The 18,936-nt window shown below is 63.5% G+C and carries 20 protein-coding genes and 1 pseudogene; 10 read left to right on the forward strand and 11 right to left on the reverse strand.

Translation table 11 applies throughout. The features are described from left to right. Nucleotides 1–17: 17 nt before the first annotated feature. From F2P44_RS25365 to F2P44_RS35815, 4 genes and pseudogenes are all read right to left on the reverse strand, one after another. Nucleotides 18–2,369, reverse strand: a complete 2,352-nt coding sequence (locus F2P44_RS25365) for a DNA internalization-related competence protein ComEC/Rec2 (protein ID WP_167090558.1) — start codon at nucleotides 2,367–2,369, stop codon at nucleotides 18–20. 67 nt (nucleotides 2,370–2,436) lie between these two features. Beyond that, the gene (locus F2P44_RS25370; RefSeq protein WP_167090560.1) at nucleotides 2,437–2,619 is read right to left on the reverse strand and encodes a hypothetical protein; all 183 of its coding nucleotides are present in this window, start codon (nucleotides 2,617–2,619) and stop codon (nucleotides 2,437–2,439) included. Between the two features lie 86 nt (nucleotides 2,620–2,705). Next, a complete protein-coding gene (locus tag F2P44_RS36220; protein ID WP_370662748.1) occupies nucleotides 2,706–3,035 on the reverse strand; it encodes a helix-turn-helix domain-containing protein in 330 nt (109 codons plus the stop codon). A gap of 54 nt (nucleotides 3,036–3,089) precedes the next feature. Beyond that, a pseudogene (locus tag F2P44_RS35815) lies at nucleotides 3,090–3,593 on the reverse strand (AraC family transcriptional regulator); the annotation flags it as partial. Nucleotides 3,594–3,738: 145 nt separating this feature from the next. Between F2P44_RS35815 and F2P44_RS25380 the strand changes: the two are divergent. Beyond that, nucleotides 3,739–4,494, forward strand: coding sequence for an SDR family oxidoreductase (locus tag F2P44_RS25380; RefSeq protein ID WP_167090562.1), 756 nt, complete (start codon nucleotides 3,739–3,741; stop codon nucleotides 4,492–4,494). 18 nt (nucleotides 4,495–4,512) lie between these two features. On the opposite strand, the gene F2P44_RS25385 is transcribed toward F2P44_RS25380, so the two are convergent. Genes F2P44_RS25385 through F2P44_RS25395 form a run of 3 tightly spaced genes read right to left on the reverse strand, consistent with a single transcriptional unit; the run spans nucleotide 4,513 to nucleotide 7,275 of the window. Further along, the gene (locus F2P44_RS25385; protein ID WP_167090565.1) at nucleotides 4,513–5,307 is read right to left on the reverse strand and encodes a TatD family hydrolase; all 795 of its coding nucleotides are present in this window, start codon (nucleotides 5,305–5,307) and stop codon (nucleotides 4,513–4,515) included. A gap of 2 nt (nucleotides 5,308–5,309) precedes the next feature. Next, nucleotides 5,310–6,017, reverse strand: coding sequence for a lipoprotein-releasing ABC transporter ATP-binding protein LolD (lolD, locus tag F2P44_RS25390; protein ID WP_167090567.1), 708 nt, complete (start codon nucleotides 6,015–6,017; stop codon nucleotides 5,310–5,312). Next, a complete protein-coding gene (locus F2P44_RS25395) occupies nucleotides 6,010–7,275 on the reverse strand; it encodes a lipoprotein-releasing ABC transporter permease subunit (RefSeq protein ID WP_167090569.1) in 1,266 nt (421 codons plus the stop codon). The genes lolD and F2P44_RS25395 overlap by 8 nt, the downstream gene beginning before the upstream one ends. Nucleotides 7,276–7,444: 169 nt before the next feature. Here F2P44_RS25395 and F2P44_RS25400 point away from each other — a divergent pair, with 169 nt between their 5' ends. Both F2P44_RS25400 and F2P44_RS25405 read left to right on the forward strand, forming a co-directional pair. Further along, nucleotides 7,445–8,635: a hypothetical protein gene (locus F2P44_RS25400; RefSeq protein WP_167090571.1), complete on the forward strand. Its 1,191-nt coding sequence runs from the start codon at nucleotides 7,445–7,447 to the stop codon at nucleotides 8,633–8,635. Nucleotides 8,636–8,661: 26 nt separating this feature from the next. Further along, nucleotides 8,662–9,456, forward strand: a complete 795-nt coding sequence (locus tag F2P44_RS25405) for a ferritin-like domain-containing protein (protein ID WP_229423746.1) — start codon at nucleotides 8,662–8,664, stop codon at nucleotides 9,454–9,456. Nucleotides 9,457–9,604: 148 nt separating this feature from the next. Here F2P44_RS25405 and F2P44_RS25410 read toward each other — a convergent pair whose 3' ends face one another. Then, nucleotides 9,605–10,030, reverse strand: a complete 426-nt coding sequence (locus F2P44_RS25410) for a DUF3060 domain-containing protein (RefSeq protein WP_167090573.1) — start codon at nucleotides 10,028–10,030, stop codon at nucleotides 9,605–9,607. Between the two features lie 95 nt (nucleotides 10,031–10,125). Between F2P44_RS25410 and F2P44_RS25415 the strand changes: the two genes are divergently transcribed. Next, nucleotides 10,126–11,148 (forward strand): hypothetical protein, encoded by a 1,023-nt coding sequence (locus F2P44_RS25415; RefSeq protein WP_167090575.1) that lies wholly within the window; start codon nucleotides 10,126–10,128, stop codon nucleotides 11,146–11,148. Beyond that, the gene (gene recJ / locus F2P44_RS25420; RefSeq protein ID WP_167090577.1) at nucleotides 11,145–12,839 is read left to right on the forward strand and encodes a single-stranded-DNA-specific exonuclease RecJ; all 1,695 of its coding nucleotides are present in this window, start codon (nucleotides 11,145–11,147) and stop codon (nucleotides 12,837–12,839) included. The genes F2P44_RS25415 and recJ overlap by 4 nt, the downstream gene beginning before the upstream one ends. Before the next feature lie 162 nt (nucleotides 12,840–13,001). Here recJ and F2P44_RS25425 read toward each other — a convergent pair whose 3' ends face one another. Together F2P44_RS25425 and F2P44_RS25430 are read right to left on the reverse strand one after the other, a co-directional pair. Further along, nucleotides 13,002–13,712, reverse strand: coding sequence for a hypothetical protein (locus F2P44_RS25425; protein WP_167090579.1), 711 nt, complete (start codon nucleotides 13,710–13,712; stop codon nucleotides 13,002–13,004). Further along, nucleotides 13,709–14,392 (reverse strand): hypothetical protein, encoded by a 684-nt coding sequence (locus tag F2P44_RS25430; protein ID WP_167090581.1) that lies wholly within the window; start codon nucleotides 14,390–14,392, stop codon nucleotides 13,709–13,711. The genes F2P44_RS25425 and F2P44_RS25430 overlap by 4 nt, the downstream gene beginning before the upstream one ends. A 252-nt stretch (nucleotides 14,393–14,644) precedes the next feature. On the opposite strand from F2P44_RS25430, the gene F2P44_RS25435 reads away from it, so the two are divergent. Genes F2P44_RS25435 through F2P44_RS25445 form a run of 3 tightly spaced genes read left to right on the forward strand, consistent with a single transcriptional unit; the run spans nucleotide 14,645 to nucleotide 16,122 of the window. Then, nucleotides 14,645–15,082, forward strand: a complete 438-nt coding sequence (locus F2P44_RS25435; RefSeq protein WP_167090583.1) for an MbcA/ParS/Xre antitoxin family protein — start codon at nucleotides 14,645–14,647, stop codon at nucleotides 15,080–15,082. 1 nt (nucleotide 15,083) lies between these two features. After that, complete coding sequence (locus tag F2P44_RS25440; RefSeq protein ID WP_167090585.1) at nucleotides 15,084–15,767, forward strand: RES family NAD+ phosphorylase; 684 nt, start codon at nucleotides 15,084–15,086, stop codon at nucleotides 15,765–15,767. A 34-nt stretch (nucleotides 15,768–15,801) separates the two neighbouring features. Next, nucleotides 15,802–16,122, forward strand: coding sequence for a DUF2288 domain-containing protein (locus F2P44_RS25445; protein WP_167090587.1), 321 nt, complete (start codon nucleotides 15,802–15,804; stop codon nucleotides 16,120–16,122). Nucleotides 16,123–16,227: 105 nt separating this feature from the next. On the opposite strand, the gene F2P44_RS25450 is transcribed toward F2P44_RS25445, so the two are convergent. Further along, complete coding sequence (locus tag F2P44_RS25450; protein ID WP_167090589.1) at nucleotides 16,228–16,467, reverse strand: DcrB-related protein; 240 nt, start codon at nucleotides 16,465–16,467, stop codon at nucleotides 16,228–16,230. Between the two features lie 700 nt (nucleotides 16,468–17,167). Between F2P44_RS25450 and F2P44_RS25455 the strand changes: the two genes are divergently transcribed. Beyond that, on the forward strand, nucleotides 17,168–17,656 hold the full coding sequence (locus F2P44_RS25455) for a hypothetical protein (protein ID WP_167090591.1): 489 nt from the start codon (nucleotides 17,168–17,170) through the stop codon (nucleotides 17,654–17,656). Nucleotides 17,657–17,918: 262 nt separating this feature from the next. Next, nucleotides 17,919–18,812, forward strand: coding sequence for a glycosyl hydrolase family 28-related protein (locus tag F2P44_RS25460; protein ID WP_167090593.1), 894 nt, complete (start codon nucleotides 17,919–17,921; stop codon nucleotides 18,810–18,812). Nucleotides 18,813–18,936 lie beyond the last annotated feature (124 nt).

Raw genomic sequence — 18,936 nt, forward strand, 5'->3', positions numbered from 1 at the left:
CGCCGGGGATGGCTGACCTATTTGCCATACCAATAACGCGCATGCGCGATCCGATATTCTACCGGCGCGAAGCCGCTGGCCGAGTCAAGCATGATCGCCCCCGATTCATCCGTGCGCAGGCGGTCGATGCCGAGTTTTTCGTAGCGCTCCACCACCTCCGTCTTGGGATGACGGTAGCGGTTGCGATAGCCAACCTGGAACAGCACCAGGCGTGGCTGCACGGCTGCCAGGAAGGCCGGCGTGGACGAGGTACCGCTGCCATGGTGCGGCGCCAGCAACACCTCGGCACGCAGCAGCTGCGCCGCCCCGGCGACCAGCTTCGCCTCCTGCGCGGCCTCGATATCGGCCGCCAGCAGGATCGAATGCGCGCCGGCCGTAATCCGCAGCACGCAGCCACGCGCGTTCGGTTTCAGGCTGGTGTCCGCATAGCTTTCCACGGCCGGATGCAGCATCTCGAAGCGCACCCCGTCCCACGTCCACTGCTGCCCGCCGCGGCAGCGGATGTGGCGTGGCGCGGCCTTGACGATCGGATGATCGGGCCATAGCGACGACGACACCCACCCCACCCTGAGCGCGCCGAGCAGCGTGCGTCCACCGCCTGCGTGGTCGATGTCGCTGTGGCTGACGACGACGCCATCGAGAAAGCCGATGCCGCGCGCCTTGAGGTAGGGCAGGATCACCCGGTTGGCACCATTTGACTCGGGCGTGTAGGCCGGCCCGGTGTCGTACAGCAGCCGGTGGGTGCCGGTTTCGATCAGCAGTGCCATGCCCTGCCCCACATCGAACGCGGTCACATTCACCTCGCCCGGCGCCGGCGAGGTGGGCTGGGCGGTCAGCAGCGGCAGCCATGCGGCCAGGCCGGTCCAGCGCTGCGGCCAGCCGCGCGGGGCCAGCATCCACAAGGTGCCGATGACCGCGAACACGAACAGCCACGGCTCGGGAGCCGGTGCGCTCCACACCGCAAAGCGCAGTCCCGAGCACCATGCGAGCACCCAGGCCAGCGCCTGCACGGCGTAGTGCGCGACATTGAGCAGCAAGGTGGACACCGGCGCCGGCAGCATGCTGCCCGCCAGCGCGAGCGGCGTGACGACGAAGCTGACAACCGGGATCGCCAGCGCGTTCGCCAGCGGGCTGATGATGGACACCTGCGCGAACAGAAGCATCGTCAGCGGCACCAGCGCGAGCGTGACCACATATTGCGTATGCGCGCCCACCAGCAGCATGCCGCGCCAGCGCGACCGCCTGACGACGGTGCGCCCGCTGGTCGCGAACAGGATCGCCGCCACGGCCCCGAACGACAGCCAGAAGCCGGCCGCGGCGATCGCCCACGGGTCGAGCACGACGACCACGCCGAGCGCCACGCACAGCACATGCGACACCTGCGTGAGGCGTCCGAACCAGAGTGCGGCGGCGACCACGGTCAACATATATAAGGTGCGCTGCGCCGGCACGCCGAAGCCGGCCAGCAGCACGTACAACAGCGCGACCGTGGCGCCAGTCAGGGCGGCCACCTTCGGCGCCGGCAGCAGCAAAGGCAGTTGCGCACGGGTGAAGAACGAGTGCCGCCACAACGCCGAGGCAAGCGACGCAAACATTCCCGCCACCATCGTGATGTGCAGGCCGGAGATCGAAATGAGGTGACCGATGCCGGTGCGGTTAAATACGTCCCAGTCGGCCTGGCCGATGGAACGCTGGTCGCCGACCACCAGGGCGACGATCACGCCGGCGTATTCCTTATCTGGCAGCGCGCGCAGGATACGCTCGCGCAGCGTGGCCCGGCAATGTTCGACGACGTTCGACAAGCTGAAAACGAAGCCGTCCAGGCGCCGGTTGCTGCCGCCTTCCGGCCGTACATAGCCGGTGGCGCGCACGCCCTGCTCCAGCAGCCACGCCTCGTAATCGAAGCCATGCGGGTTCGCGTTGCCATGCGGGCGTTGCAGGCGCACGACCAGTTGCCAGCGTTCGCCGGGCTGCACGTCTCCAATCGCCTGCGCCGTATAGCCGGCATACCACGCCAGCGACACGCGCGGCGGCACCGCGACCGGCTCGCCGAGCACGCGTTCCACCTTGAAATTGAAGCGCACGCCGTCACTGAAGCGGTACGGCAGGCTGTCGACGATGCCGACGAGCGTGATGTCGCGGCCCTCATCGGCCTTCGCCAGCGTCGGCGCCAAGGCCAGATGGGCGGCCAGCGCGGCCCAGCAGAACCCGGCGAGTGCGCCGGCCATGGCCAAGCGCGCAACACCGCGCAGAAAGCAAAGCAGGACCGCGATGGCGGCGCAGGCCGCGATGGTCGATGGCGTCGGCAGCGCCGCCTGGACTTGCAGCACGGCGGCGCCACAGGCAAATCCCAGGATGGCGGCGCGCATGGCTCCCCGGTGACGTGGACAAAACCCCCAGCATGCCACCGCTCGCCACACCATACTTTGGCGCGCGTCAGTCTTTTGCCACCTTGTGCAGGAATCCTGCGATGGCGGGCACCAGGGCTGGCGCCAGCGGCAATGTGGGGTCGGTGTAGGCTCCGGTCTGGCGCTCCTTTTCAGGCGGCGCTTCCTTCAACCCCAGGCACACGCAGAGCAGAAGGCAGGCACTCCACTTCAACAGGATCAGAGGGTTCACGGATGGCTCCCAGGTCGATCAACCGACCAACCAGAAATAACAATCATGCAATGATGACATTCGAGCCACCTTGGCACCTTGCGCGCCTACCCCGGCGCGCGCGTGCGCTGCCCCATCGCTTCCGCATCCTTCATCGGCGGCAAGCCGAACATGCGGCCATATTCGCGCGTGAACTGCGACACGCTCTCGTAGCCGACCGCAAACGCCGCGCTGCTGGCCGACACGCCGTCCGACATCATCAGGCGGCGCGCTTCGATCAGCCGCAAGTGCTTCTGGAATTGCAGCGGCGAGAGCGAGGTCGCGGCGCGAAAGTGGTGGTGGAACGACGATGGGCTCATTCCGGCGCTGGCGGCCAGGCGTTCGACCGGCAGCGCTTGCGCAAATTCTGCCCGCAGCAGCGTGACCGCGCGCGCCACCCGCTGCGCATGGCCGTCCGGACCGGCGAGCCGGCGGATGGCCGCCCCGTGCCGCCCCGCCAGCAGCCAATAGTGCAGTTCGCGCACCAGTTGGGCATGCAGGACCGGCACCGACGCCGGCCGTTCAAGGAGGCGCATCAGCCGCAGCGCCGCGTCGGCCACCTCGGCATCGGTCGGCTCAACCACTGCGCCATCGGTGCGCGGCAGCGCCATCATCTGCGCGGTCAGTTCGGACAGCACGGCCGGGTCCAGGTCCAGCACCAGCGAGATTTAGGGTGCTTGCGCGCTCGCGCGCGTGACCTGGCTGATGGTCGGCACGTCCGCTGTAATCAGCAAGGAGTCGCCGGGATGGTAGGTCACGCACGCGTTCCCCATGGCGACCTCCTTGCTTCCCTGTAGTACCAGGCAAACCAGCGGGCGCGCGATCGCGTGCAGCAAGCCGGTGGGCGCGGTGGCGCGGATGGTTGTCAGGCCGGCGATGGGCGTTTGCGCCAGGCCGTCGGCGTTGGCGTGCGCGTCCACGTAGCGGCGCACGGTATTGAGCAGGGTCTCGGTCATGCCGCAATCCTAACCGATTCCGAACCGGTTCCCGAGCGTCGCCGGCGCGGCCTGGAGGAATAGGCAAACAACCGGGAGGTTCCGGCTACGTGGCCCGGGCCTTCGCGTCCTAAGATGAACTTCCCCCACACAGCAGGAGTTCAGCATGACCAAGATTGCCATCGTTACCGGCGCCAGCCGCGGCCTGGGCCGCAACACCGCCTTGAGCATCGCCCGTGGCGGCCAGGATGTGATCATTACCTATCAGTCGCGTGAGGACGAGGCGCGCGCCGTGGTGGCCGAAATCGAGGCGATGGGACGCAAAGCCGTCGCCTTCCAGCTCGACATGGGCAGCGTCAACGCCTTTGCACCCTTCGCCGCCAAGCTGCGCACCACCCTGCGCGACACCTGGCAGCGCGACAGCTTCGACCACCTTGTCAATAATGCCGGCCATGGCGAGTTTGCGCTGATCGAACAGACCACCGAAGCGCAATTCGACAGCCTGGTCGACGTGCATTTCAAGGGCGTCTTTTTCCTCACCCAGGCGCTGCTGCCGCTGATCGCCGACGGCGGGCGCATCGTCAACCTGTCGTCGGGCCTGACGCGCATTACCTTGCCCGGCTATGCGGCCTACGCGGCGGTGAAGGCGGCAATCGAAAGGCTCAGCGTGTACATGGCAAAGGAGCTCGGGGGCCGTGGCATTGCCGTCAACACGGTGGCGCCGGGTGCGATCGAGACCGATTTCGGCGGCGGCGCGGTGCGCGACAACCCGGAGCTTAACCGCAACGTGGCCGGCATGACGGCGCTGGGCCGCGTGGGCCTTCCGGACGACATTGGGCCGATGATCGCCAGCCTGCTATCGGAAAATAACCGCTGGGTCAACGCCCAGCGCATCGAAGTGTCGGGCGGCCAGGGCATCTGAAGCAGCGGCCGCCAACGGCTACCGGAGCGGCAGGCGGGGAAGCGCGGCCAGCGCATTGGCGCAGGTCGCGGCCCGCACTTCATCGACCGGTAAGGCGCGCAGCTCCGCCAGCACGGCGCCAATGGCGGGCAGTTGCTCGGGGCTGTTGCGGCCCGGGTGAATCCAGGCCGGTGAAATATCCGGCGCATCCGTTTCGAGAACGATCGATGCGAGCGGCAGCGTGGCAGCCAGGCGCCGGATCTGCAAGGCGCGCGTGAAGGTCATGGCGCCGCCAAACCCCAGTTTGAATCCCAGGTCGATGTAGACCTGCGCCTGCTGGAAGCTGCCGTTGAACGCGTGCGCGATGCCGCCGGCCGGGCGAATCTGGCGCACATGCTTGAGCACCTGGTCCTGCGAGCGGCGCACGTGCATCAGCACCGGCAGGCCCATGTCGCGCGCGATGCGCAACTGCTCGCGCAAGAAATGCTCCTGCTTCTCGCGCATGGCCGGTTCGCACAGCATCGGGATGAAGAAATCGAGTCCGATCTCGCCGATGGCCACGAAATTCGGGTCGGCCATCGCCCCTTCCACCGCCGCGCGCAAGGCCAGCAAGTCATCTTCCGTCGCGTTGGGCACATAGATCGGATGAATGCCGAGCGCGTAGCTGGCATTCGGCGCGCTGGCGGCCATCTGGCGCACGGTGTCGAAATTACCCCGCTCGACCGCCGGAATGACGATCATCGACACCCCTGCCTCGCCCGCGCGGCGTGCCACGTCCAGCGATTCGGTGCCGAATTCGTGCGCGTCCAGATGGCAGTGGGTGTCGATCCACATGGTCACAGTTCGGCCGGTTGCAGTCCGTGTTCGGTCAGGCGCAGCACGCGGTCGCAGCGGCGCGCCAGCTCGATATCGTGGGTGACGATGACGAACGCGGTGCCCAGCGTTTTGGACAGTTCGAGCATCAGGTCGAAAATCTGCTGCGCGGTGGCGTGATCGAGGTTCCCGGTCGGCTCGTCGGCCAGCACGCAGCCAGGCTGGGTGACCAGCGCGCGCGCCAGGGCCACGCGCTGGCGCTCGCCGCCGGACAGCTCGCCCGGCACGTGCACCACGCGCTTGGCCAGGCCCACGCGTTCGAGCACGGCACGCGCCTTGTCGATGGCGGCCGCACGCTTTTCACGGCGGATCAGCAGCGGCATGGCGACGTTATCGAGCGCCGAAAACTCCGGCAGCAAATGGTGGAACTGGTACACGAAACCCAGCGCCTCGTTGCGCAAGTCGCCGCGCGCGGTTTCCGACAAATTGGCGAAGTCCTTGCCCAGCAAGGTCACCGAGCCGGTGGTCGGCGTATCGAGGCCGCCCAGCAGGTGCAGCAGGGTCGATTTGCCCGAGCCGGATGCGCCGACAATGGCCACGCGTTCGCCGCGATAGATACTGAAGTCGACATTGGTCAGCACCGGCACCGAATAGGTGCCCTGGGTGAAGGTCTTGCCCAGTCCCCGGCAGGCCAGGACCGGCGTGTCGCCGGATTTGTTCAGATCACTCATAGCGCAGCGCCTCCGCAGGTTTCACGCGCGACGCCGTGTAGCTCGGGTAGAGCGTGGCGACAAACGCCAGGACGACGGCCACGCCGCCGATCTTGGCCACGTCGGGCCAGCGTAAATCGGACGGCAAGGCGCTGATCAGGTAGATATCCTTGGGCAAAAACTGTACTCCTAATAATTGTTCAATAAACGGGACGATGACATCGATGTTCAGCGCCACCAGCACGCCCAGGCCGACGCCGGCCAGGGTCCCCATCAGGCCCACCAGGGCACCCTGGATCATGAAGATCTTCATGATCGAGCGCGGCGACGAACCGAGCGTGCGCAGGATGGCGATGTCGGCCTGCTTCTCGGTCACCGTCATCACCAGCGTGGCGATCAGGTTGAAGGCCGCGACCGCGATGATCAGGGTCAGCACGACAAACATCATTTTTTTCTCGGTCTGCACGGCGGCGAACCAGGTGGCATTTTGCTCGGACCAGTCGCGGATGCGCAAGCCGCCCGCCATGCTGGCCTTGAGTTCCTGCGCCACCACGGGGGCGGCGTGCATATCGGCGATGCGCAGGCGCAGGCCCGATGGCGCGTCGAGCCGTTCCATCTTCTGCGCGTCTTCCAGGTGCACGAAGGCGAAGCTGGCATCGTATTCGTAATGGCCGGCTTCAAAAATGCCGACCAGCGTGAACGTGCGCGTGCGCGGCAGCATGCCGGCCGGCGTGGTCTGGGCCTGCGCCAGCAGCATGGTCACCTTGTCGCCAATGCCGATGCCGAGCGAGCGCGCCAGCGCGTAGCCCATGACGATGTTGAACTGGCCCGGCACCAGCGCCGCCAGGCTGCCCTGGCGCACCTGGCCGGCGGCATCGGACACCTTGTGTTCTTCCAGCGGCAGGATGCCGCGAATGACGGCCGGGCGCATCACGCCATCGCGCAGCAGCATGCCCTGGGTTTCGACGAACGGCGCGGCGCCCTTGACGGCCGGGTTCTTGAACGCGTCCTGCATCGCCGCCTGCCAGTTGGGCATGCTGCCGCGCGGGTCGAACACTTCGATATGGGCCAGCACCGACAGCATGCGGTCGGTGACTTCTTTCTGGAAGCCGTTCATCACCGACAGCACGACAATCAGCGCTGCCACGCCGAGGGCGATGCCGGAGACGGAAATGAGGGAAATAAACGAGATAAAGCTGTTGCGGCCACTACGCTTGCCGGCACGCGTGTAGCGCAGGCCGACCAGCCATTCGTACGGTAAGTTGTGGATGATGCTCATGTGCCCCGGCAGTGATTGATTGCAAGTGCGCAGTTTGCCACACAAAGCGTGTCCCGGGCAGGGTTGCCACAATTGAATCACGCGTTGCCGCTGTGGTTTTTACAAAAAATCGCGGAACCTGCCGCCCGCGCCGCACTCCAACTCACTAATGGAGAACGGGAGGGACATCATGGCATTCAGTCTTTTTGATTCAAAAGGCGTGGACATCGACCAGCAGCGCTTCACGTGGCGCGAGCTGGTGCAAAAACCGATCAGCAAGCTCGACGACGATGCATTCACGCGCATCCGGGTCATCCTCGTCAACGGGCTCGAGACCGAAGCGCTGCGTTTCGGCCACCTCGCGGCGCGCTTCAACCGCGAGCTGCGCCTGCCGCTGGCCAAGGTGCGGCGTACCGAACAACACCAGGCCACCCTGGTCAACTGGCTCATCGCGGCCGATCATTCGCCGCTGGAAACCACGGTCGCCTACGAGCAGGTGGCCATCGAAGTCACGGCGGCCATCGCGCAGAGCGAGCCAGACCCGTACCTGGCGCAGGTTTACCGCTTCGGCCTGCTGGAAGACTTCGACCACCTGTACCGCTATGCGGCGCTGCTCGACCGGCTGGAGGGCAAGGATGCCAACAATATCCTGCAAAGCTACACCGACATCCTGCCCGGCCGTCCAACCGCCGAGCAGCACCGCGCACCTGCGGACGATTTGCGCGAGCCCTACAACGCCAGCACGGCCGCCTTCCAGACCAAGGTGAACGCGCTGACCATCGTGGCGAGCGAATACCAGACGCACGACTATTACATGAACATCGGCCCGCTGTTTTCCGACCCGCTGGCGCGCCAGCTGTATGCCGAAATCGCCTCGGTCGAAGAACAGCACGTCACCCATTACGAATCCATGCTCGACCCGGGCGAATCGTGGATCGCGCAATGGCTGCTGCACGAGGCGGCCGAATGCTACACCTATTACAGCTGCGTCGAGCAGGAAAGCAATCACCACATCCGGGGGATCTGGGAGCGTTTTCTCGACTACGAACTGGGGCATTTCCACATGGCGTGCGAGGCCTTCAAGCAGTTCGAGCGGCGCGATCCGGCTGAAATCGTCACGAGCGACTTTGCCGCCCCGCTCGCCCTGCGCAGCCAGCGTGATTTCGTGCGCAAGGTATTGGTCAGCGAAGTCGATGTGCGTACCGACGGCCCCCGCTTCGTCACCAGGGAGCTTGAAAGCCCGCTCTCGCTCAGCTACCGCGACATGCTCAACGCCGACGGCTCGCCGAGCGACATGGTCGCCGCCGGGTATATCTGGCGGCCCGGGACCGAGCTCACTCGCAGGGGCATGCTGGCTGCCGCCGGCGTCACCGCGCCCTGAGCGCTTTTGGGAACAGGAGACAAGCCATGAGTCATATACAGACCGAAATACAGACTGAACACGTAGGAATGAACCGCACGGGCATCCAGATGTCGCCCATCGACAGCAAGGCAATGCAGGATGTCGAGCCGGCCGTGACCGACAGCGATGGCGTCGACGAAATGGCACTGGCCGAGCTGCGCAGCGAGTACATCGCCAACGCCGACGCGCTGGGATCGGTGCCGCTCCCGGGCACCATCACCGGCGCCATGACGATGGGGGTATCGATGCTCAAGGGCGACAGTCCGCAGATCCTGCTCGACAAGCTGGGCGAGCGGCTCGCCTTCGAGCGTACCGGCACGCGCTTGTACGACGCCCTGATTACCAAGTGCGAGGTGATGCTGGCCGGCGACATCAGCATGACGATCGAAGACCTGGAGCAGATCCGCGCCGATGAAGCACGCCATTTCCTGATGCTGGCCGATGCCATCGAATCGCTGGGGGGCGACCCGACCTCGCAAACGCCAAGCGCCGATCTGGTCGGGGTGGAGTCGCTCGGGCTGGTGCAGGTATTGAACGACCCGCGCACCAGCATTGCACAGTCGCTGCATGCCATCGTCACCGCCGAGCTAAGTGACAAGGCCGGCTGGGAAACCCTGGTGGCGCTGGCGGACGAGCACGATCTCTCGGACATGGTCGAGCGCTTCACGCAGGCACTAAACGAGGAACGCGAGCATCTGGCGCTGACGCAAACATGGTACGAAGAGGCGATCGGGCTGACGTACGGCGATGTGGAGGTTGACGAACTGTCGGTGCAGCCGCAGTCGCAGCCGCCGCCCTGAGCTGCGGCGCGGGCGGGAGGCTGCCACCGCTATGTTCGGCGCGAACGGCCAGATCGGCACGACTGTGGGAAACAGTCTTGCCGGAGCGCGTGGGTGCGCCACGGCGCCCTGCCCTGTAGCGCTGGCGCGAGCGCAGCGCTACAGCTGTCTAGCCTTTGCCCGACATCTTGACGACCTTGTTGTTCACGCCGGAGATATTCTTCTTGGGTTCAGCGGCCGATTGCCAGCGCACGCTGTTATTCACGCCTTCCACGGTCAGTGGCGCTTTCGGAGCCAGTTGAATCGTGACGGAGTTGCCCGAGCCCGATACTTCCAGCGCCGAGCACACGCCCGTGAACGTAATCACGTTGTCCGTGCCTTCGATGATCGCGCGGCGGCCTTCGCATGGGAACGAGCGTTGATGTCCATTGCCGCTGACCTGAATCTGGTCCTTGCCGGACGCGATGGCGCCGACGCTGTCTTCTTCGTCAGCCATAGCGGCACCGGCGGCGCCAAAGGCAGCCATTGCCGCCAAACCCACTGCAATCAGAGTACGTAATGACATAGCAATCCTTTTCATCAGAAATGTTTGCATAAATACTAAACCATTAATATGGATTTGGCAATATTAATGCATGTGGCATGGTACGCCAGGATTTTCGGGTTTGCCGTTTTGTCCTACAATGCTGGATGACCCAAATTTCGCTTGTCTTGCCGTTCGCCCTGCCCCCTCCCGAGCTCGCCCCCGATTTAATCCGCGCATTGCAGGCGCCCGCCCTGGCCGCACTCATCAGCCGCACCGCGTCGCGCCAGCAGTTGCCCGTCGATGAAGACCTGCGCGCCCTGCCCCACGAAGCCTGGCTGGCGCGCGCGCTGGCCGTGGCCACCGACGGCACACCGGCCTTCGCCGGCGCCGTCATGGCCGGCTACGGCCTGGCGCAGGCGCAAGGCACCTGGTTCATCGTCAACCCGGCGCACACCCAGATTGCCCGCAGCCACCTGCTGTTGGCCGATATGCGCCGCCTGCAACTGTCCGAAGCGCACGGGCGCGCCCTGTTCGACATCGCCCAGCCCTGGTTCGAGGAATCCGGCATGACGCTGCTGTATGGCGACGCCGGCACCTGGTTCCTGCGCGCCGACGACTGGGCCGGCCTGGAGACATCGACACCCGATTCGGCCGTCGGCCTGAACCTGACCGACTGGATGCCCAAGGGCGCGCCGTCGCGCGCATTCCGCAAGCTGCAAAATGAAGTCCAGATGCTGTGGTTCGAGCATCCCGTCAACGCCGAACGCGAAGCGCGCGGCCTGGTGGCGATCAACTCCTTCTGGCCATGGGGCGCCGCCCCGGCCAGCGCCAGCGTGAACACCTCCATCCTCGCCACCAGCGAAGCCCTGCCATGGATGACGGCGCTGGCCGGCCATCCCCAGGCCACGCCCGTCACCCCTGTCGACACCATGAGCGGCGAGTCGATCCTGGTCTGCGACGCCCTGAGCGAAGCGGCCATGGCCACCGACTGGGCAGGCTGGCTGCAGCACATGCACCGCCTGGAGCAGTCCACTTTCGCACCCGCGCTGGCCGCGCTCAAGGATGGCCGCCTCAAGCAGCTGCAACTGCTCCTGAGCCACCGCACCAGCCAGAGCGCCTTTACCACCACCGGTTTTTCGCAACGCGCCTTCTGGCGCCGCCCGACCTTAGACAGACTGCTGCCATGACCCGTATCACCACTCGCCCCTGCTCTTTCCGTACGTCCGAAATGCTGCGCCAGACCGGCGTGCATCCCGTCCTCGCGCGCCTGTACGCCGCGCGCGGCCTGACCGACGCACGCGAACTATCGAGTGAACTGGGCAGCCTGATGGCCCCCGCCGGCCTGCTGCACATCGATGCCGCCGCCGTGTTCCTGGCCGACGCCATCAAGGCCGGCAAAAAAATGACCATCGTGGCCGACTACGATTGCGACGGCGCCACCGCCTGCGCGGTCGCCCTGCGCGGCCTGCGCGCCATGGGCGCCACGGTCGACTACATCGTCCCCAACCGCTTCGAGTACGGCTACGGCCTCACGCCCGAAATCGTGGAACTGACCGCGCGCGAAAAGGCGCCGGACATCATCATCACCGTCGACAACGGCATCGCCAGCATCGACGGCGTGCTGGAAGCGAAGCGGCGCGGCATCGACGTGGTTGTCACCGACCACCACCTCCCCGGCGACACGCTGCCGGAGGCGCGCGTGATCGTCAATCCGAACCAGCCCGAATGCGGCTTTCCCAGCAAGCACCTCGCTGGCGTGGGCGTGGTGTTCTACGTGCTGCTCGCCCTGCGCGCCGAACTGCGCAAGCGCGGCGTGTTCGATGCCCAGACCCAGCCCAAGCTCGACAGCCTGCTCGACCTGGTCGCGCTGGGCACCGTGGCCGACGTGGTGCGGCTCGACTCGAACAACCGCATCCTGGTGGCGCAAGGCCTCAAGCGCATGCGCGCCGGCCGCATGCACGCTGGCGTGGCCGCGCTGTTCCGGGTGGCCGGACGCGAAGCGCGTAGCGCCTCGCCGTTCGACCTGGGCTTCGCGCTCGGTCCGCGCCTCAATGCCGCCGGGCGCCTGGAAGACATGTCGCTCGGGATCGAGTGCCTGGTCACCGACGACGACGGGCGCGCCTGGGCCATCGCCCAGCAGCTCAACGACATCAACCTGAAACGCCGCGAAATCGAGGCCGACATGCAGGACACGGCCCTGCTGCACCTCGACGCCTACCAGCCGGCCGACAGCAACACGATCAGCGTGTTCGACGAATCCTGGCATCAGGGCGTGATCGGGATTGTCGCCTCGCGCCTGAAAGAAAAATTCTTCCGCCCGACGATTACCTTTGCGCCCGGCGCGGAAGGCTGGATCAAGGGCTCGGGGCGGTCGATTCCAGGTTTTCACCTGCGCGACGCGCTCGACCTGGTATCGAAGCGCGCACCGAGCCTGATCGACAAATTCGGCGGCCACGCCATGGCGGCCGGCCTGACGATTCGCGCCGACGCGTTCGAGGCGTTTTCCGCCGCGTTCGAGGAAGTCGGACGCGCCTGGCTCAACACGCAGCAGCTCGAACGCATCATCGAAACCGACGGTCCGCTGGAAGACGCTTACTACACGACCGAATTCATCGGCCTGATGGATGGCCAGGTGTGGGGCCAGGGATTTGCGCCGCCGGTGTTTTGCGACGAGTTCCGGGTGGTCAGCCAGCGCATTTTGAAAGAGCGCCACCTCAAGCTCCAGCTTGAGCGCAACGGCCAGCGTTACGATGCGATCTGGTTCGGCCACACCGCCTCGGTCGGCGAGCGCGCGCGCGTCGCGTTCCGCCTCGACGCCAACGAATACAATGGCGTCACGCGCGTGCAGCTTCTGGTCGAACACGCCGAGCCGGCTTAAGCGCGCCTGTGCGCCTGGACCGGCCGAGCCAGCCCAAGGCCACCGGTCCATCGCCAGCGCGGATCAACAGCGCAACTCGCGACGGTACGCAGATCCCGGCCCACCCAAGCGCGGCAGCGTCGGGCCGGCAAGCGCATGTGCCGTACCTCGGTGCGCGCGCCCTCAGGACAGCCGGGTCAAGCACGGACCCGTGTCGCTCAGCCGGTTCCAGTCGAGTTTCCAGCATGTGATGCCGGTACGCCGTGCTATTGCGGCGGCAAAATCGTGGCTCGCTTGCTCGTTGCGAAACCGCCTGAGCAAACTCAGCTCTGGCGGCGCGCGCCGGTTTTGCTTCTCTTTCACATCCCATGCATGGCACAAGGCGACCGAGTAATAATGGACCTCGTCCGGCACTTCGCCGTAAATATGGTCATCGCAAATCAGTGCCAGATCCGCGAATGCCAGCCTGGTTTCCTGGTTCGGCATGCTTGCGTCGGTGTAGCGGATGTACTTGTTCCAGCTGCGATCATCGAAATCGAGCCACGTCATCGTTTCCCACACAGAACCCTCTTTAAAGCGTGCCACCACGTACGCCCAACTACCGACGCCCACAACGCAGGCAAGGTACAGCGAAAACAGAATATCCTTTTGCCAGATGATCTTGGATAGCCCGCCGAAGGGAACAAGCAACAGGACGGCGCCCGCCACCGCGTAAATCACGGCACCCAGCATCGCATGGCCCGCGTGTTCCTTGAGTGTCCATTGCTTCGATTCAAGTTCCCAGCGCTGGCCTTCGCTGGGGTCCGGAAATGCTTCGCCGCCACACGCTTCCTCACTGGCGCCATTGTCGCTGCGCTCGAGCGGCCCGTTTCTGCTCACTGGCGCGTCATTCAAGACAGCTTGTCCAGCATTGCCTCGCCACCTTCAAGCTCGGCCTCCCTGAACTGCCAGCACGCAATTCCACAACGCGCCGCCATGGCGCGGGTAAATGCAAGGCACTCCTGCTCGCTGTCGAAGTACTCCACCTGCGTCAACGGCCAGGGCCGCCGATTACGGACCAGATCGCTCACCCTACTCAGCACGCTTGTGTAGCCCATCTCGTCTTCATACATTTCCGCACGGCATACCGCCGCGACACCACTGAGCGGAATCTTCCTCGATACGAGCGGCTCGCTGCCGTCGGCACACTGCCTGCGTGTATTCCACGTACGGTTCCCGAAATCGATCCATTCGCGCGATGTCCACACCTGGCCCGGCTTCGATTTTTGCTTCACGAAACCCCACACGGCAGCCGCTGGAACGGCGACCAGCCAGATGGCCTGCGTGACGCTATTCTCCCCGACGATGAGTTCCAGGAACCATGTCAGAAGTTTCGCCAGCGCAAGGGCAACAACGGCGTGAATAAAGGCCGCCGCCCTGGCCATCACCAAACGGTCTTGTTCCGTCGCTTCCCGCGATGCGAAGACCCAGTGATCCGGTTCATCGTGGCCAGCCGCACCCCGGCCACCGGCAAATGCGTGATTGACGGCGCGGGGAGTACGCACTTCCGGGATATAACGGGGAGTCTTGGACACGTCAGCTTGCTACCACGCATGGTTGAATTGACTATATTATGAGGCTTCGCCAATCCGGAACAAAAACTATGTGGGGCACCCGCCCCGGTGCTGAGGCCATTGTGTTGCCTGTCAGGGCAGTCGCGCTACCGCGAACCAGCGAGCTGAAAGGGATCCAATCATGCTTTGCGCGGCCTCATCAACAGTTGGATGGCGATTGGCTTGCACGCGACACGAAGATAGAGTATAAATACTCCATAACCGGAGCCCATCATGAATCTTGCCTTCGCATATCCAAAGAGTCGCTTCGAGCCGGCCGTGCTCATCGACCTGAACGCGCGCACGGAGCGGGAGCGCTTGTCCAAATCCGCCCTCAAGGGTTTTTTTGCCCTCATGACGGCCTGGAAGCTGCGCGACGAAGATGCCCGCGAACTGCTCGGCGGCATGTCATCCTCCACCTTCTACGAGTGGAAAAAGAACCCCGACCGGGTCCTCGAAGTCGACCGCATCACCCGCATTTCCTATCTGCTCGGCATCTACAAAGCCCTTCACATTCTGTACGGCGACAAGCTGGCCGACGAATGGGTCACCCTCCCGAATACCAATCCCATCTTTGCCGGACGCACGCCGCTGTCGCAAATGCTGGCGGGCGGCTTGCTGTCCATGCAAACGGTGCGCAAGCTGCTCGACGCACGCCGCGGAGGCCTCTGACTTGACGGTCATTCCCAAACTTACCAATTTGCGGCAGTTCGATACCTGCCGCCTGATCCCGTCGCGTTTTGCCGATGTGGAAGATTCCGTGCTCAGCCCACTGGCCGAGGATCGCGCCGTCTTGCGCGACCTGTTCGACATCGACAACGCCACCAATGAACGCCTGCGCGGCGAATATGGCAGCCTGCCCGGCATCGGTGTCGATGAACTGGTCTTCGGCGTGCCGAATTTCCGCATCATCAACGCGGCGTACACCTATCCGCGTCCGGAAGGCAGCCGTTTCAACGATGGCGAGCGCGGCGCGTGGTATTGCGCCTTCGAGGCCGAAACCGCCCTTGCTGAAATCACTTTCCACAAGACCGTGGAATACCAGGAAATCGGCCGCTTCGATGACAGCGTGACGTATCAGGCGCTGATCGCCGACTTTACCAGCACCTTCCACGACATCCGCGGCGTCGATGCATTCACAAAATATCTCGATCCGGGCAGCTACATCGACTCCCAGGACCTGGCCACGCAACTGCTCGACAGCGGTTCGATGGGCGTGATCTACCCCAGCGTGCGGCGTCCCGAGGGCACCTGCCTCGCATGTTTCCGCCCAGCGCTGGTTGGCAATGTACGCAAGGGACAGGTTTACCGCCTCACCTGGTCCGGCTCGCCTACCCCCGTCATCGACATCATCTGAACCATCATCCCCACCTGAACTATTGAGTAACTGTATGAATACCAAGCCTGAAAACGACACCGAACTGCGCGCCAAGATCAACCTCGACACCGCGCGCATGCCCTGGTCCGAACTGCTGCGCCACTTTGCCCAAGGCAATGTGGTGTTCGTCAGTGCCGATCTCGACCTGGTCGACGTCGCCGTGCGCATTTCGCACGACGACAAGGACAGCATCGCCCGCTGGATGGGCGACGGCAAGGTCGGCAAGGTGTCGGATGCGCAGGCGCAAGCCTGGACCGACAGCGACGCCATGTTATGGACCTCGGTCGTCCATCCTTTTATCCTGGTGCAGCCGGAAAAGACCGTGCTGCACTAAGCGCCCCCCTTTCAAGGTCCTCATACGATCCGCCCCTCCTTCAGAACCCGTGCAGTGGATCCGTGTTTGCGCGCTTCGGCATCGGTGGGCCTGTCCAGTTGCACCTCAAAGCGGCGCAACAACAGTTGCCCGGCTTCCTACGTGCGCTGGCGAGCCGTCGATAACCAACCCGCGCTTGTCGAGCAGTTCGAATTTCGGCAACGCCTTGCGCAGCTCAGCGGCAAGGTGACCGGCGAAGGCATCCATCGTGGTTTCGGCGAAGTCCCCGGCGCGCGAGATGACGAACGAGAAATCGCTCGGACCGTTGTCGTTGATGATGAATTGATTGACCGTGCGGTCTTTCAAGCTGGGGGGCGGGTCGGTCGAAGCTCGCTTCGTTGAGATTGTATTGGCTCATTGCTGTGTTCTATCATTGGTGGAACGGATAAACGCTTCGGCACCTGCCGCTGGGCCCTGTAGCACATCGAAGTGGCCGGATGACTCAGGCGCAGGCTTCGCCCGGCGCCCTCACGCACTTCAGATTGACCTCGCACTCCTCGGTTTTAAGGGGTATGAAGGTGCAAGCGAAGGAGCCGCCATATCGCGGCCGCCATCTTGCCGTCGCGTTAAGAAACCGGATCATGGCATGTGGCCAATGCCTGAAAACTTTCCCGTGGAGCACGGGATATCACGCCCCGGGCTGACACAAAATGTCAATACGTCAATCATTTCGGCCCGCCTTGCTCACGGTGGTTGGTGTGCCGGTCCCGCATGAGCGGCGCTGGCGGTGCACCGCCAGAAACCCCTGCTACCGCTAACGCTTTGGGAACTGCCCTTGCAAGGGCAGTCTCGTTCGCAGGCGGGCGGTGCACCGCCCGAAACCCCTGCTACCGCTAACGCTTTGGGAACTGCCCTTGCAAGGGCAGTCTCGTTCGCAGGCGGGCGGTGCACCGCCCGAAACCCCTGCTACCGCTAACGCCTCGACGTAACCATTCACCTCCTCCCCAGCAAAATAGTGCTTGCTTATTTCACTGCGGAAAGTGGTTGTATTGCATAATGCGTAACCATGTCAATCAAGCCAATTCCGCTTTCCGACCATGATCTTCGCCAAATGAGCGCAGAGTGGGTGAGTTCGCTCACACCGGCGCAACGGGACGAGTTATTGGCGCGCGCCTTGGCCGAGTTGCGCAAATCGCGGGATCGACTCAATCAACGCCCCACCAATAGTTCGAAGCCAGCACCGTGGGGCACGCCGAACGGTGGTAAGGAGGCGACATCCGCGCCGTCCGGCACGATGTCGATGACGGCTCCGACGAAGAATGCCGGCGGCGACAACAAGTCCGCTGCTGCGGTTTCGGTCGCCTGCGCCGCGACCACGCCGGTTCCGGGCGCGCTAGTCGGCGCTAAGCCCGCTGCAAAGAAGGCCGGCAACCAGGTCGGCGCCAAGGGCTTTGGCCGGATGCAGAAGCTGGCCTGCACCACGGCTGACGAGCACCGCCCCGGCATGTGCCGCGGCTGTGGGCCCAGCTTGCCGCGCAACACAGGTCAGGCCTAGACGGCGTGGGATGCCATCGACCTAGCCGAGCAGCTCGCGGGCCAGGCGGGTCTGTTCCTCCAGGTCACGCGGCATACGCGCTTTGCCATCCAGTGCGCGTGCGGCCAGGTGACGCGCGCGGCCCACTACGTCGCCCCGAGGACCCGCTCTGGGGCAAACAAAGTTTTCGGACTAATGAAGAAATAAAGGTGTATTTAATCAATGCGTCCGGGTTGGCGTAGTCGGCCCGGATACAAATAAAATCAATGAGAGGAATGAATTTATGTTGAAAAAAGGAAGGTTTGCGATATTAAATCTGTTATGTGCAGTGCTGGCGCCATGTATGGTAATGCCTGCAGCCAAAGCAGCCCCGAGTTCTGTACCTATTATTTATCGCACCTCGGAGGCGGTAAAGCCTGGCGAGCTTCTTACCGTTTACGGTGAATACTTTGAACCCAAAACGGAAATTCGCTTCAAAGGAACAGATACTCTATGTCCGATCGTATATCCCGACCCGCTCGGACACTATGTGACATGTACAGTGCCTCTATCGCAATCGCCTGGCATCTATAAGATGGACGCACGTAACAGTGTCGGCTGGAGCAGCGAATTCTATGTCAACGCCCCTCTTTTGCAATGGATTTACAACAACAATCCATGGGCTGAACAATCCGTGAAAATCGTCGGGCGAAATCTTGACGGGGCCGAATACGGCGGGACCTCATCTACGTTGGTTCGATTAGTGAATGGACTCGACGAATATACTGCAACTGTGACAGCAGTGAATCCGTATGCCGTGGACTTCACTGTTCCGGCATGCCCAAATCAACCTTACACCTTACAAATCAGCGTCAACGGAGGGGTAACATGGTATTCCTACCGCGGCCCCCAAGGATTCTCGACACGTACAGCTGGATATGATCCGTTGGGGCTGGGAGTATATTGGGCCACAGAAATTATTTGGAGTCACCATAACGCGTTAAATTATGGGGCGACAGGTGATGGTGCGACAGATGATACCGCTGCTCTGCAAAAAGGGATTGACAAGATAAAAACCGAGTATAAGGGGGGTGTATTATACCTTCCGAAGGGAGCATACCGGATAACGCGTGCGTTGTCTTTGCCATCGGGAGTCTCAATTCAAGGGGAAAGCCAAACGTCAACCAAGATCATATGAGCCTCTTGCAAAACTAGCGGAACGGATGAAAATTGCTTGGCAGCGCAAGCGAAAAGGTGGGGGTGGGCGCCCATTTCTGGCATGATTTAGTTTCTAACGCTTAATCAAAACGCCCACACCATGA

Source organism: Massilia frigida (assembly GCF_011682175.1).
Classification (GTDB): domain Bacteria; phylum Pseudomonadota; class Gammaproteobacteria; order Burkholderiales; family Burkholderiaceae_D; genus Telluria_A; species Telluria_A frigida.

Bases quoted from the DNA above. Each gene is read 5' to 3' on its own strand.
- F2P44_RS25365 (WP_167090558.1), bottom strand. From the start codon at position 2,369: ATGCGCGCCGCCATCCTGGGATTTGCCTGTGGCGCCGCCGTGCTGCAA.
- F2P44_RS25380 (WP_167090562.1), top strand. From the start codon at position 3,739: ATGACCAAGATTGCCATCGTTACCGGCGCCAGCCGCGGCCTGGGCCGC.
- F2P44_RS25385 (WP_167090565.1), bottom strand. From the start codon at position 5,307: ATGTGGATCGACACCCACTGCCATCTGGACGCGCACGAATTCGGCACC.
- lolD (WP_167090567.1), bottom strand. From the start codon at position 6,017: ATGAGTGATCTGAACAAATCCGGCGACACGCCGGTCCTGGCCTGCCGG.
- F2P44_RS25395 (WP_167090569.1), bottom strand. From the start codon at position 7,275: ATGAGCATCATCCACAACTTACCGTACGAATGGCTGGTCGGCCTGCGC.
- F2P44_RS25400 (WP_167090571.1), top strand. From the start codon at position 7,445: ATGGCATTCAGTCTTTTTGATTCAAAAGGCGTGGACATCGACCAGCAG.
- F2P44_RS25405 (WP_229423746.1), top strand. From the start codon at position 8,662: ATGAGTCATATACAGACCGAAATACAGACTGAACACGTAGGAATGAAC.
- F2P44_RS25410 (WP_167090573.1), bottom strand. From the start codon at position 10,030: ATGCAAACATTTCTGATGAAAAGGATTGCTATGTCATTACGTACTCTG.
- F2P44_RS25415 (WP_167090575.1), top strand. From the start codon at position 10,126: ATGACCCAAATTTCGCTTGTCTTGCCGTTCGCCCTGCCCCCTCCCGAG.
- recJ (WP_167090577.1), top strand. From the start codon at position 11,145: ATGACCCGTATCACCACTCGCCCCTGCTCTTTCCGTACGTCCGAAATG.
- F2P44_RS25435 (WP_167090583.1), top strand. From the start codon at position 14,645: ATGAATCTTGCCTTCGCATATCCAAAGAGTCGCTTCGAGCCGGCCGTG.
- F2P44_RS25445 (WP_167090587.1), top strand. From the start codon at position 15,802: ATGAATACCAAGCCTGAAAACGACACCGAACTGCGCGCCAAGATCAAC.
- F2P44_RS25455 (WP_167090591.1), top strand. From the start codon at position 17,168: ATGTCAATCAAGCCAATTCCGCTTTCCGACCATGATCTTCGCCAAATG.
- F2P44_RS25460 (WP_167090593.1), top strand. From the start codon at position 17,919: ATGTTGAAAAAAGGAAGGTTTGCGATATTAAATCTGTTATGTGCAGTG.